The organism is Hazenella coriacea (assembly GCF_004341825.1).
GTDB classification, from domain to species: domain Bacteria; phylum Bacillota; class Bacilli; order Thermoactinomycetales; family Thermoactinomycetaceae; genus Hazenella; species Hazenella coriacea.
The window spans coordinates 40,992-54,803 of sequence record NZ_SMAG01000012.1 but is presented as its reverse complement, the minus strand read 5'-3'; the positions used below and the strand labels follow the sequence as shown (position 1 = coordinate 54,803).

Sequence of the window (13,812 nt, the reverse complement as noted above, 5' to 3'; positions counted from 1 at the left end):
CGTTCGCCGCTAGGAGCCGAAGCTCCCCGCTCGACTTGCATGTATTAGGCACGCCGCCAGCGTTCGTCCTGAGCCAGGATCAAACTCTCCAAAAAGGTTGTTTGATTCTATGCTCTCAAAAAATTAACAGGTCATGGTTTCACTCTTTAGTTTTCAAGGAACACTCTATCAATCTATTTTTCTTTATCACCATCTTGTGGCGACAAGTAATATACTAACATCCTACTACTAAGATGTCAACACCATTTTTAAAAGTTATGATTATCGGAGATCATAACATAAGAAAGAAGAGATATAATAGCTTAGCTAAACCATCACATTAACAAGATTTTTTATTAAAACTGAAATAATCACATCAATCATCCTACATAGACACAGAATTCGACGAATGATATCATACCATTCACATTCAATATTCCCACTATAAGCAAATTTTTTATCATAGGAGGATCGTTTTGTTGAAAACTAATATTATCCGTTTCACTTACCTGAGCTTACTTTTAAGCAGGTGTAATCTTGTTCAATCCACTGATTATCTGGTTAAATTTAGTAGATTTAATATTGATCTTTTGCAAAACTCAAGTTGTAACTGCTAAATATGACCTTAATATAAAGGAGAACCCATATGTATAAACGCTTTCTATATCTATCACTTGCCATTATCATAGCGTTAGTCACTACACCCCTACTATTAAATTTTCTTGATCCACTCTCCTCCCAAATTTTTTTATTAGCGGTGATTGCTGTCCATCTCCTGATGAGTCGAAAGTGGAAACCTTAACCGCAAAAAAAGGATCAAGGTTCTGGAAAATGGAGAGTTTCCCAGAACCTTGTCTAGCTATATCATATTTGCTTAGCGATTCTTAATTGTTTCCCATCCAAACACCTTCTCGGTTGCTTGGATCATCTGTGTCATCACTTCATTCATCTCTACTTTTTGTCCCAACACTTTTTCTAGTGAAGTGACTCCAAACTCTTGAATCCCACAAGGAACAATCAAATCAAAATAATGGAGATTCGTGTTTACATTAAAAGCGAAGCCATGACTAGTAATATAACCTTTACGCACTCGACCTCGATTAAATTTAACACCAATAGCGGCAATTTTACGATCTTCTACCCAGACACCTGTATACTTTTCTTTACGACTTCCTTTGATTCCCCAATACTTTAAAGCACAAATGATCATTTCTTCTAAATCACGAAGGTACTGGTGCGCTCCGTTCCCTCTTTCACCGAGATGAAAGATCGGATATCCGACCAACTGACCTGGACCATGGTAGGTAACATCTCCCCCTCGATCAATCTCGACCAGGTCTACTCCCATTTTTTGATATTGCTCAGAGGTATGGAGTAAGTTCTCTGAATGTGAGCCTCTACCTAACGTGATTGTGTGTGGGTGTTCTAATAGGAGAAGTTGATTATGAACAACTCCTGTATCAATCTGTTGAACTAATTCCTTTTGTCGGTCCCAAGTAGATTCATAAGGAACTTGACCTAATCTCTGTACTTCAAACACAGCAATTCCTCCGATCAAAAGAAAGGCACCCTGATTCAGGGAGCCTTATGAGATGGGTAAAACTCAGATTTCGGTCTCAGGACCATATGATTCGAGTCGTTCTTTCACACGCTTAAGGAAACGTCCTGCCATCAAACCATCTAAGACTCGGTGATCCAAAGAAAGACAGAGATTCATCATGTCTCGGACTCCGATCATCTGATTGACAACTACAGGGCGTTTTACAATCGATTCAAAAGATAAAATGGCTGCTTGTGGAGCATTAATTATCGGTGTAGAAGCTACTGAACCAAATGAACCAGTATTATTTACAGTAAACGTTCCACCCTGTAAATCAGATAATCCCAACTTTCCAGCACGTGTCTTTTCGGCTAAGGCATGAACCGATTTAGCCAGTCCGAGGATGCTTTTTTCATCAGCGTCATGAATGACAGGCACATAAAGTGCTTCATCAGTCGCAACAGCAATCGAGATATTGATACGTTTTTTAAGCACAATTTTATCATCTGCCCAAACAGAGTTTAAATACGGAAACTCTTTTAACGAATCAACCACTGCTTTAATGAAAAACGGCATAAATGTTAATGGAACGCCTTCACGTTGATAGAAATCTGCTTTCAAACGATTTCGCAGTTCAACAAGCCCTGTCACATCCGCTTCCATCATCGTCCATGCATGAGGAGCCTCATGTTTACTCATCACCATACGTTGCGCAATCGTTTTACGAACACTTGTTAGAGGTACTTCAATGTCCCCATCTTCCCAAGCGGTATTGGTAGTAGAACCCGGTGTTGGAGTTGGTTTAACCTCAGGACGAGAGACTTCTACTTGAGTAGGCTCTAGCATTGGAGCTACCACCGTTTGTTGACTTGGCTGAACCGTTTGAGGTGCTGGTGTTGATGTGACCCCTTGTTCAATCGCCTTTAATACATCTTTTCTTGTAATTCTACCTCCCTTACCCGAACCTTGAAGCTGGGTAAGATCGATTTGATTCTCTTGTGCCAAACGGAGTACAGCTGGTGAGTACCTTGTTTTCATGGACTGATCTGCCACTTGGTCTTTCGTTGATGCTGGATCGGTTGCCATTGGTTTTGAAGCGATGGAGTCTTCAGCTTTTTCATCAACCAATTCTGCTTGTCCTGCTTCTTGGATTCGGCAGATTAATTGTCCTACTTCGATCGTCTCACCTTCATTAGCGATGATTTCAAGCATGGTTCCATCAATAGTAGAAGGAACTTCCGCATTTACTTTATCGGTCGATACTTCACAGATAGGTTCGTATTTTTCTACAGGGTCACCTGGTTTTTTTAACCACTTGGCAATCGTGCCTTCGGTTACGCTTTCGCCTAGCTGTGGCATTTTTACATCGGCAGCCATAAGCGACCTCCTTCGTCAAATATAGTACAAGTTTAAAATTCAGCTAGTTTGCGGATCGCATCAGCAATTTTATCTGGATTTAACATAAATTCTTTCTCTAGTGGTGGACTATATGGCATGGCAGGTACATCTGGTCCACAAAGGCGTTGAATGGGTGCATCTAGTTCAAAAAAGCCTTCTTCTGCAATGACAGATGCTACTTCTCCACCAAAACCACCTGTTTTATTGTCTTCATGTACAATCAATACTTTTCCTGTTTTAGCGACGGCTTCTAAAATAGCTTCTTTATCTAATGGAACAAGCGTACGCAAATCAAGCACGTGAACACTGATCCCTTCTTTTTCTAACTTCTCAGCCGCTTGTAGGGCAAAGTGAAGCGTAAGTCCATATGAAATAACCGTTATGTCTGTCCCTTCCCGTTTTACATCCGCTTTCCCAATCGGAAGGGTGTAATCATCATCAGGAACTTCTCCCTTGATGAGTCGGTAACACCTCTTATGTTCAAAAAACAGGACAGGATCTTCATCACGAATAGCTGCTTTCAACAAGCCTTTAACATCATATGGTGTTGATGGCATAACAATTTTCAGGCCGGGAACCCCTGCAAAGATTTTTTCAACACTTTGCGAGTGATACAAAGCACCGTGAACTCCACCCCCGTAGGGAGCACGCACAACCATCGGACAATGCCATTTGTTATTGGAACGATAACGAATTTTAGCCGCTTCACTAATGATTTGATTCACCGCAGGCATAATAAAGTCAGCAAACTGCATTTCCGCAATAGGTCGCATTCCATAAGCTGCTGCTCCAATAGCGACACCAGCAATGGCTGATTCTGTTAATGGGGTATCTAGCACACGATCTTTTCCAAACTCTTCATAAAGACCCGCAGTGGTACGAAATACACCGCCACGAACCCCCACATCTTCACCCAAGATAAATACTTTGGGGTCCCGTCGCATTTCTTCTTGAAGAGCTTTGGTTACTGCATCGATATATGAGATGACTGCCATTCTCTGTCTCCTCCCTTTTAGGCAAACACATGTGTATAAGTATCTTCAGGATCTGGATATGGAGCTTGTTCTGCGTAATCAGTCGCATCATTCACGATTTGGTTGATTTCCTGTTCAAGCTCTTTTTCCTTTTCTTCGGTGAGAATAGATTGTTCTACTAAATAGTTTTTAAATGTGAGTAAGGGATCATTTTGCCGTGCTTCATTGACTTCTTCTTGTGAACGATAAGTACGATCATCGTCATCACTTGAGTGTGGCACCAATCGATAAGAAACGGCTTCAATCAATGTAGGACCTTCCCCACGGCGTCCACGTTCAACAGCTTCTTTTACAGCTTGGTAAACCTCAAGTGGATTATTTCCATCCACTTTCACTCCTGGGAAACCATAACCAATCGCTCTCTTAGACACATCTTGTCCAGCTAACTGTTGTTCAAGTGGAACAGAGATCGCATATTTATTATTTTCCACCATAAAAATCACTGGCAGATTATGTACTCCAGCAAAGTTACAGGCTTCATGCCAATCTCCTTGGTTACTTGATCCTTCACCACATGTAGTCAGAACCACATGATCTTTGTTCTCCAATCTACCCGCATAGGCAATTCCAACCGCATGAAGAACTTGAGTGGTCACGGGACTAGAGCCGGTCAAAATTCGGAATCGATGATCTCCATAATGACCAGGCATCTGTCTTCCACCACTGTTCGGGTCGTCTTTTTTAGCAAATGCAGACAACATCTGATCTCGAGCGGTTTGTCCGAAAACTAACACCATACCCAAGTCACGGTAATAAGGACATAGCCAATCTTTTTCTCGATCTAGGGCAAATGTAGCTCCAATTTGGATCGCCTCCTGTCCTTGACAAGAGATCACAAATGGAATTTTCCCTGCACGATTCAATTTCCACATACGCTCATCGATTTTGCGTGCTAAGAGCATGTAGCGATACATCTCAAATACTTGTTCATCAGTCAAACCTAAATCTTTATGTTTGTATTCGCTCATGGATGATCCTCCTTTTGTTTAACCATGAATCGGCTTTCCATCAACGGCAAGGGCTGCTTCACCAAATACTTCAGATAAGGTTGGATGCGGATGAATCGCTTGCGCAATCTCCCAAGCAGTCGCATCTAACACTTTGGCTAGACCTGCCTCTGAAATTAAGTCGGTGGCGTGAGGGCCGATGATATGAACACCTAATAAATCATCTGTATTTTTATCAGAAATAATTTTGATAAACCCATCCACTTCTCCAAATACCAATGCTTTTCCAATGCCACGGAACGAGAACTTCCCAACCTTGACTTCATGTCCCTTTTCCTTAGCCTCCACTTCTGTCAGACCGATGCTACCGATCTCTGGACGACTATAGGTACAGCGTGGAATAAACTCGGACTGTATCGGGTTTACCTCTTTACCTAACATATGATCCACTGCCAGAATTCCTTCATGGGAGGCAACATGTGCGAGTTGGTAACCACCCACTACATCCCCGATCGCATAAATGTGAGACTCGTCCGTTTGCATAAACTCATTCACTTGAATGTGACCCTTTTCAACTTGGATCGATGTATTCGGTAAACCGATATCATCGATATTAGCAGAGCGTCCTACAGAGACTAAAGCTCGATCTGCTTCTAAAGTAATTTTCTTACTTCCTTGCTCCGCTTGAATCATCACTTTATCATCCTTGATGGAAGCGGTTTCAGATAATACTTTCGTCCCTGTGTAGATTTTGACTTTCCGCTTCTTCAGCAAACGAGTCATCTCTTTACTAATCTCTTCATCTTCGAATGGTAGTAGACGGTCGGCAAATTCAACAACTGTCACTTTCACACCGAAGTCACTCAGCATGGACGCCCATTCGATCCCAATCACCCCACCACCGATGATAATGATCGACTCAGGTAAGGTTTCCATTTGTAAAGCATGGTCGGAGTTCATGATATAGTGACCATCAATCTCTAATCCAGGCAAAGAGCGAGGGCGAGACCCTGTAGCGATTAACACATACTGGGGAACGATGAGCTCAGCCTCACTATCATCATTTTTCTCGATAGAAATCGTTCCAGGCATAGGAGAAAAGATGGATGGACCTAAAATACGACCCGTTCCTTCATAAATATCCACATTGTACTTTTTTAATAACCCTTGAACTCCTTGATGAAGCTGGGAGATCACTTTTTCCTTGCGATGTTGTACCAATGAAAAATCTAGTTCGACATTAGAGGCACGTACTCCATAGTTTTCGCTTTCCAACATGTTATGGTATACCTCTGCACTTCTTAACAAAGACTTACTAGGAATACAACCTTTATGTAGGCATGTACCTCCCACTTTCTCTTTTTCAACGATGACCACTTTCATTCCTAATTGGGCGGCACGGACCGCGGCAACATAACCACCAGGCCCTGCCCCCAATACCACGAGGTCTACTTTTTCAGCCATAAGTTACCTCCAATTCTCGATCTTCTCGAGTATATATTAATGCTTCCTCTTCTTTTCGAATGACACGTAATGCACCTTCGGCTAGAGCTTGTAGTTCATCTTCACCAGGGATAATCTGGACAGGAGCCATCCATGCAACTCGATCCATAATCATCTGAGTAAATAGTTCACTATATGCAAGCCCACCTGTAAGGATAATCGCATCCACTTGTCCAGCTAATACTGTGGCACAAGCTCCAATTTCTTTAGAAACTTGGTAAGCCATTGCTTCATAAATCAATGATGCCTTTTCATCTCCTTGCTTGATCCACTCTTCCACTTGAATCGCATCTGTCGTATTAAGATAACCCATCATTCCACCTTGCCCGACAATCAGCCGCATCACTTCATGGGCATTATACTTTCCAGAATAGCAAAGAGAGATTAAATCGCCTACAGGCAACGTTCCAGCACGTTCGGGAGAAAAAGGACCTTCTCCATGCAATCCGTTATTTACATCAATCACTTTTCCTTGACGGTGAACCCCTACTGTAGTTCCGCCACCCATATGACAAACAATATAATTTCCTTTTTCATAAGACGTACCTTGCTGTTTAGCGACACGTCGTGCAACCGCTTTTTGATTGAGCGCATGAAAAATACTTTTTCGTTCTATTTGTGGAATCCCAGAGATTCTGGCAATGGGCTCCATTTCATCCACAACAACAGGGTCAACGATAAAAGCAGGAACCTGTAAGCGATTCTCGATTTCAAAAGCAATGAGCGCACCCAAGTTGGAAGCATGTACACCGTATTGTCCTGAACGTAATTCTTCAATCATCGTCTGATTGACTCGGTAAGTCCCACCTGGAATGGGACGAAGGAGTCCTCCCCGTGCAACTACCGCATCGAAACGGGTTAAGTTCATCCCTTCCCGATCTAAGGTATCCAAAATGATTTTATTGCGAAAAGAATATTGTTCTATAAGTTTGGTATATTTGGCTAGCTCATCGGGTTCATGACGTAATGTCACTTCTAAGACTGCTTTTTCATTATCAAAGACGCCTATTTTGGTAGAGGTTGAACCAGGATTAATTGCCAACACCCGAATCGGTTCGTACACAGAAAACACTCCATTCTCCCCATTGCAAATTAACGGGAAAGATTCAATAAGTTACGCTCGTTTTGTAAAAAGGTACTTCTAGAATTACGTACAGATGCAATTCGTTCTTCAGCCATACGATCAGCTGCTTGATAGCTCGGAATGCCATCACGTTTTGCAATTTCAAACACACGTAAAATATTGTCATAAATACCATCGACCTTTTTCAAAGCACGTTCCTGATTATAGCCTTGCAATTCATCAGCAACGTTAATGACGCCACCTGCATTAATCACATAATCAGGCGCATAAACAATTCCTAACTCTTCTAAATGAACTCCATGACGTTCTTCTTTTAATTGGTTATTGGCTGATCCTGAAATCACTTTACATTTGAAACGTTCGAGAGTCTGATCATTTACGATCGCACCTAAAGCACAAGGAGAGAAGATGTCACATTCAACATCGTAGATTTTTTCTGGTTGTACGAATTCGGCTCCAAACTCTTGAACAGCTCTGTCTACATTGGTTTGGTTAATATCTGTAACGATTAAGCGAGCTCCCTCTTCGTGTAGATACTTACACAAATGATAGGCAACGTTTCCAACTCCTTGCACAGCAACTACTCTCCCTTTTAAGGAGTCATCTCCAAAAGCTACTTTAGCAGTCGCTTTCATTCCTTTGTACACGCCATACGCAGTGACAGGAGATGGATTTCCACCTGATCCAAATGCTGGGGAGATTCCTGTTACATAGTTCGTCTCTTGATGGATTAAATCCATGTCCTCAACAGTTGTTCCCACATCTTCAGCTGTAATATAACGACCATTGAGACCTTGAATGTAGCGACCAAATGCTCGGAATAACTCTTCACTTTTGTCTTTTCTAGGGTCTCCGATAATCACCGTTTTCCCACCACCAAGATTTAATCCAGCAGCGGCATTTTTATAAGTCATTCCTCTTGCTAGACGAAGGGCATCCTCAATGGCATCTTCTTCTGAGTCATATGTCCACATCCGAGTCCCGCCGAGCGCAGGACCCAAAGTGGTATCGTGAATAGCGATAATCGCTTTTAAACCCGAGTTTTGGTCTTGACAAAAAACCAGTTGCTCATAGTCATATTTTTCCATGTATTCAAATAGAATCATTGAACTTCCCCCTTAGAATTTCTTAGATAATCAGCTTGTAATACAGCCAAAGCAATCGAATACATTTTTGCTTCAGGGGAATCGGCACGTGAAGTTAACACTACAGGTGCTTTTGCACCCAAAACAAGCGCTCCGATTTTACTGTTAGCAAAGTATACCATCGATTTGTACAACATATTACCAGCTTCAATATCAGGAACTAGCAATACATCTGCCCGACCTGCGACAGGACTTTGGATTCCTTTATGCTCTGCCGCTTCAATCGAAACTGCATTGTCAAGGGCGAACGGACCATCAATCTCCCCACCTTTAATTTGACCACGGCGGTTCATCTGTGCTAATGCAGCAGCATCAAGCGTTGCAGGCATATTAGGATTCACTACTTCTACTGCTCCCATAGCGGCCACTTTTGGATTTGCATTTCCAAGTGAATGGCAAAAGTGAATGATATTTTGAGCGATTTGAGCTTTTTCTGGTAAGGTTGGAGCAACATTGAGTGCTGGGTCTGTCACATGAATGAGACGATCATACCCTGGAACTTCAAATGTTGCTACATGGCTCAATACTTTCCCACTCCGAAGACCTTGCTCCTTATTTAATACCGCCCGTAAGAAGTCGGAGGTTTGAACCATTCCTTTCATCACTACATCGGCTTGGCCATTACGAACCGCTTGTACGGCTAAGTAACATGCCTCAGCATGACCCTGCGCATCAATCACTTGGGAGCCTTCCACTTCAAGTCCGATTTTTGCGCTAAGTTCTTCAATTTTCTTTTTATCGCCAAAGAGTAAAAACTCCGCGATTCCCCTGTTTTTTGCAGCCTGTACAGCTTCTAAAACATCTTGATCATCTGCAACTCCAACTGCTACTGTGACAGCGGGTAAAGATTCTGCTTTTTTTACTACCTCTTCAAATGTTTGGATCATTTCCATACACCTCTTAACCGACCGTTTAAAGTCTGTGATTTGTTAATTGCTGTGATCATTTCTTGGATTGATCGGTCACCTACTAATTATGCAAAACGCATGCCAATGAACGTATTTCGCATAAAATGGGGGATCAATCCGATTTTGTAACAAAGAACCTGCAAAATAATGCAGGTGGTACGCATTTCTTTTCATGCAATAATTTGCAAACATTTACAGCAATCCATATCGTTCTAACTTATAATACAAGCTACGAATAGAAATGCCGAGTTGACGAGCTGCCTCTGTTTTATTTTGTCCACAAACGGCATAAATGCGCTCAATATATTCTCTTTCCTTTTGGGCCAACATCTCTTTTAAAGGTAGGGGATTGTCCAAGTGGAGATCAGAAGAATGCCCTTTATGATAGTGGTGATTGGATGTTTGAGTGAGATCTAAAGGAGGTAAATGAGAAAACCTTATTTTTTTATCGTTAAATGCCATATTAATCATTGCTCGTCCAAGTACATTTTCTAATTCTCGAATGTTACCAGGCCAATCATATTGAGAGAGAACTTGAATCGCCTCAGAATCAATCTCTTCGACATTACGACCAAATTCCTGATTAAATTTTTTTATGAGATGAAGAGACAGGTCATATAAATCCTCTTTACGTAAACGAAGTGGCGCAATATGGATCGGTAACACATTTAAACGATAGTATAGATCTTCTCGAAAGCGCTTTTCTTGAATCGCCTTTTCTAGAGGAAGATTGGTTGCAGCAATCACTCGAACATCAACACGAATCGATTTGGTTCCTCCAACTCGAATCACTTCTTTTTCCTGTAATACTCGAAGTAATTTAGCTTGAGTACTTAACTGCAATTCTCCAATCTCGTCTAAAAATAGGGTTCCCCCACTCGCCTCTTCAAATAAGCCTTTTTTTCCTCCTCTTTTTGCCCCAGTAAAAGCTCCTTCCTCGTATCCAAACAACTCACTCTCTAATAAAGTTTCAGACAGAGCCGCACAATTGACTCGCACGAATTGGTTATACTTTCGGTCACTAGCATTATGAATCGCATGGGCAAAAAGTTCTTTTCCCGTTCCTGATTCCCCTCTTAACAAAACAGTGGCACGGGTGAGAGCTGCTTGCTTTGCTTGCTCTTGTGCAAAGCGCATTGGTTCACTATGACCAATAATATCTTCAAATGTGTATTTCGCCTCAAGCGTACGAATAATTCGCCGCGCCCGCTCCAAGTCCCGATTGAGCTGTTGAAGTTCAGACACATCATGGACAATGCCAACGCTTCCTTTAAGCTCATCATTAATAATGATAGGAGCCACATTAACAACCACTTCTTTGCGATGCGGACCTACCCTCATATGTACCCCACGTACCGGTTGACGTGTTTTAAGCACTTTCATATGCATGCTTTCCCCTTCGGAGATATCTGTTTCAGCTGGCTTTCCAATGACCTCCTCAGGTTGTAATCCAGTCAATCGAGTATAAGCAGGATTAATTTGGATTCCTAGTCCATGAGTATCCACAACTGAAATCGCATCATCAAAGGAGTTAATGATCGCTTGCAACATACTTTTCATATCTTCTAGTTCAATCACTTGTTGCGTCAGATCTCGCAATTCACTCACATCGCGAAAAACTGCTACTGCGCCAATCGTATTTCCTTGCGGATCCTGAACGAGAACTCGATTGGTAACGATTTCAATTCCTGTAGGTAGCTGAAGCTTCTGATGTAATTCAGGTATACCACTCTTCAACAACACATCAAGTCGTGTATTGGGAATCACTTCACGAACAGGGCTTCCCAAAGCTTTTGGAGCTTGAACACCTGTCATTCGTTCAGCAGCCTTATTAAATAAGGTAATCTCACCATTTTTATTGACAGCGATCATACCATCATGTGTAGAGTTAATAATCGCTTCTAGTTCTTGCTGTCGTTGTCGCCAAGCTTGAAACCAACAATCCTTTTCCTCAACTAATCCCAACATCAACTTGGCAATCTCACCAGAAATCACTAAAGTTTTGGTTGATTTTAATTCCATCAGCTTCGAATACATCCTGGGATCTCCAGTAACCTCCAGAATTACATCTGGAGAAAGATGAAGAAATGGCTCAACCTCATGCCCAACCGGAATCCCCTGATTTTTTGCCTCAATAATCCCAGGAGCATTAGATAAGACATCAACAACACCAATTACTTTAATAAACTCGACGGAAGAGAGGGTTTGAAGCATCGCTTTTCCTCCTTTACCTCCGCCAACGATTAGGCATTTTTGCAAAAAATCCCCCCTTTCTTTTCTCCACCCATTATATATTATCATAATGCCCATTCTCATAAGGGTGGCATTCTCTTTCTAATTGCGTTACTATTAGCTTGAGTGGAGAAAGGCGGTATCATCAATGAAATTAATCTATCAACGGATTATAGCTATCTTGATCATGTGTATTCCTGGAGCTATTTCCATATATGGTTGGACGTTAATGAGAGATATCCTGTTCGATTATTTTGCAAACCAAGGTTTCGCATGGTTTCCCTTTCTCGGTGGACTAATCTTATTTTTACTTGGTTTGGTTTTCATTGGTGGGTTTATTTTTCACCACGATAAAAAGAGAAACAAAATTAGTCCCAAGTGGCTTGGTAAAGATGCAGATCCTAATTACGAACAAAAACCTGGATGCGGGTGTTAAAAAATAGGAGCTTATTTTCGACCTAAAAAGGAGAAAATAGGCTTTTTTATTTTTGCATGTCATCCTTCAATTTAATAATCGGTGTCGTTCCCTAGCACCTTTCAAAAGGTGGGCACATAACCTAGGTGTGAAGAGAACAGTTTAGGAGGAACCTTCATGTACGACTCACACTCACCTTGGTACATCTACTGGTTTAAACACCCACTTCTCCAGACCATCCACCTTTACCGAAACTGGATCAAAAATCATTCAACTACTAACGAAAATATAGAGAAGCTTCATCACGCTGACAAGCAGCTGAAACAAATGGAAGTCGCAGTCCGGTCAAGACAAAGTGACCCTCGATCCCTTTATCAATGGTTTTCAGAATTATTTTTACTCCAAAAACAACTCCTAGACACCGATGAAAATGAATTTTCTCCTCAGCTACTCCAAATCACGACAAGAAAAAAGGAGAGCTCATGTCGAGACTCTTCCCATTTTTATAACGAAAAAGAGAAGCCTGTTCGCTCTACACAGCCCATTTCAGAGCCCCGTGTTCCGATTGGCAAGCATAAATTGCCTCCCCTTCCCTATGACTATGCAGCTTTAGAACCCTATATCGATGAAAAGACCATGCGTCTGCATCATGATGAACACCATCTAAGTTATGTGAATGGGTTAAACAAGGCCGAAAAAATGATGGAAAAAGCCAGACAAACAGGAAATTATGAACTGCTCAAACACTGGGAACGGGAAGCTGCTTTCCATGGTGCTGGTCATTATTTACACACACTCTTCTGGGAAACTATGAGTCCTCAAGGTGGTGGTGAACCCTCATCCCTATTGCTAAATCAAATCAAACGAGACTTTGGAAGCTTTGATGCTTTTCAAATGCACTTCTCAAATGCTGCAGAAAAAGTAGAAGGGAGCGGATGGGCCATTCTGGTCTGGGCTCCCCGTTCACATCGACTCGAAATCCTCCAAGCCGAAAAACATCAAAACTTATCTCAATGGGATGTGATTCCTCTTTTACCGTTAGATGTTTGGGAACATGCCTACTATTTGAAATATCCCAATCGTCGAAAAGAATATATTGAAGCGTGGTGGGATGTGGTCTACTGGCCAGAAGTAGAAAAACGTTGGGTCACCGCTAGACAAGTGATTTGGAAGCCTTATTAAACATTAGAAAATGAATCAAGTTCTATAAGGAGGTTTTCCATTGGCTAAGTTTAAAAAAAGCACCTCTAACAAGCAAGTAAACAACCCACGCAAGCCCAAGTTTACCCTTAAAGCACATTTATATCATCGAGACGTAGTTGCTCCCCTTGAGAGAAAATACCGGCATGCAATGAAATCTAAAAACTATGAACTCGCAAGAAAAATATTCGAACAGATCAGAGACCGAAAAGAAGAGCATCGTCTCTTGATCCATCGGAAAGAGAAAGTTCGGATGAACTAACTCGATTTGAGCATAGCGACTTGAAGTCTGCGATGTTTCTCCAGCAAACGACTTTTGCGAACACGATCCATAAGTGAAGTAGAGAAACAACAATCCGACGAGATTTGGATTCATATGTGACTACGTTCATTTAATGGAATAAATACACATATTTTATATCATTAA

General features: G+C 41.6%; 13 protein-coding genes and 1 rRNA gene. 4 read left to right on the top strand and 10 right to left on the bottom strand.

Annotation, left to right across the window (positions count from 1 at the left end; genetic code table 11):
- A 16S ribosomal RNA gene (locus EDD58_RS14275) occupies window positions 1-95 on the bottom strand; the annotation flags it as partial.
- Window positions 96-625: 530 nt separating this feature from the next.
- Between EDD58_RS14275 and EDD58_RS14965 the strand changes: the two genes are divergently transcribed.
- The gene (locus EDD58_RS14965) at window positions 626-781 is read left to right on the top strand and encodes a hypothetical protein (protein WP_165875991.1); all 156 of its coding nucleotides are present in this window, start codon (window positions 626-628) and stop codon (window positions 779-781) included.
- Window positions 782-853: 72 nt separating this feature from the next.
- Here EDD58_RS14965 and lipB read toward each other — a convergent pair whose 3' ends face one another.
- The 9 genes from lipB to EDD58_RS14230 form a co-directional block, all read right to left on the bottom strand.
- Window positions 854-1,537, bottom strand: a complete 684-nt coding sequence (gene lipB, locus EDD58_RS14270; RefSeq protein ID WP_131926758.1) for a lipoyl(octanoyl) transferase LipB — start codon at window positions 1,535-1,537, stop codon at window positions 854-856.
- Between the two features lie 45 nt (window positions 1,538-1,582).
- Window positions 1,583-2,896 carry a dihydrolipoamide acetyltransferase family protein gene (locus tag EDD58_RS14265; protein ID WP_131926756.1) on the bottom strand — a complete coding sequence of 438 codons (1,314 nt, stop codon included), beginning with the start codon at window positions 2,894-2,896 and terminating at the stop codon, window positions 1,583-1,585.
- A gap of 32 nt (window positions 2,897-2,928) precedes the next feature.
- Entirely contained in the window at window positions 2,929-3,912 is a 984-nt protein-coding gene (locus EDD58_RS14260) for an alpha-ketoacid dehydrogenase subunit beta (protein WP_131926754.1), read from the bottom strand.
- Between the two features lie 17 nt (window positions 3,913-3,929).
- Window positions 3,930-4,919, bottom strand: coding sequence for a thiamine pyrophosphate-dependent dehydrogenase E1 component subunit alpha (locus EDD58_RS14255; RefSeq protein ID WP_131926752.1), 990 nt, complete (start codon window positions 4,917-4,919; stop codon window positions 3,930-3,932).
- Between the two features lie 18 nt (window positions 4,920-4,937).
- Complete coding sequence (gene lpdA, locus EDD58_RS14250) at window positions 4,938-6,362, bottom strand: dihydrolipoyl dehydrogenase (protein ID WP_131926750.1); 1,425 nt, start codon at window positions 6,360-6,362, stop codon at window positions 4,938-4,940.
- On the bottom strand, window positions 6,355-7,473 hold the full coding sequence (buk, locus tag EDD58_RS14245; protein WP_424321684.1) for a butyrate kinase: 1,119 nt from the start codon (window positions 7,471-7,473) through the stop codon (window positions 6,355-6,357). The genes lpdA and buk overlap by 8 nt, the downstream gene beginning before the upstream one ends.
- A 20-nt stretch (window positions 7,474-7,493) precedes the next feature.
- On the bottom strand, window positions 7,494-8,591 hold the full coding sequence (locus tag EDD58_RS14240; protein ID WP_131926748.1) for a Leu/Phe/Val dehydrogenase: 1,098 nt from the start codon (window positions 8,589-8,591) through the stop codon (window positions 7,494-7,496).
- Window positions 8,588-9,517: a phosphate butyryltransferase gene (gene yqiS, locus EDD58_RS14235; protein WP_207903314.1), complete on the bottom strand. Its 930-nt coding sequence runs from the start codon at window positions 9,515-9,517 to the stop codon at window positions 8,588-8,590. Before yqiS ends, EDD58_RS14240 begins: the two co-directional genes overlap by 4 nt.
- Window positions 9,518-9,730: 213 nt before the next feature.
- Window positions 9,731-11,797, bottom strand: a complete 2,067-nt coding sequence (locus tag EDD58_RS14230; protein ID WP_131926715.1) for a sigma-54 interaction domain-containing protein — start codon at window positions 11,795-11,797, stop codon at window positions 9,731-9,733.
- A gap of 121 nt (window positions 11,798-11,918) precedes the next feature.
- Between EDD58_RS14230 and EDD58_RS14225 the strand changes: the two genes are divergently transcribed.
- From EDD58_RS14225 to EDD58_RS14215, 3 genes are all read left to right on the top strand, one after another.
- Window positions 11,919-12,206, top strand: coding sequence for a DUF2627 family protein (locus EDD58_RS14225; protein WP_131926713.1), 288 nt, complete (start codon window positions 11,919-11,921; stop codon window positions 12,204-12,206).
- Window positions 12,207-12,362: 156 nt separating this feature from the next.
- The gene (locus EDD58_RS14220; protein WP_131926711.1) at window positions 12,363-13,367 is read left to right on the top strand and encodes a superoxide dismutase; all 1,005 of its coding nucleotides are present in this window, start codon (window positions 12,363-12,365) and stop codon (window positions 13,365-13,367) included.
- 40 nt (window positions 13,368-13,407) lie between these two features.
- Entirely contained in the window at window positions 13,408-13,647 is a 240-nt protein-coding gene (locus EDD58_RS14215) for a hypothetical protein (protein WP_131926709.1), read from the top strand.
- Window positions 13,648-13,812: the final 165 nt, after the last annotated feature.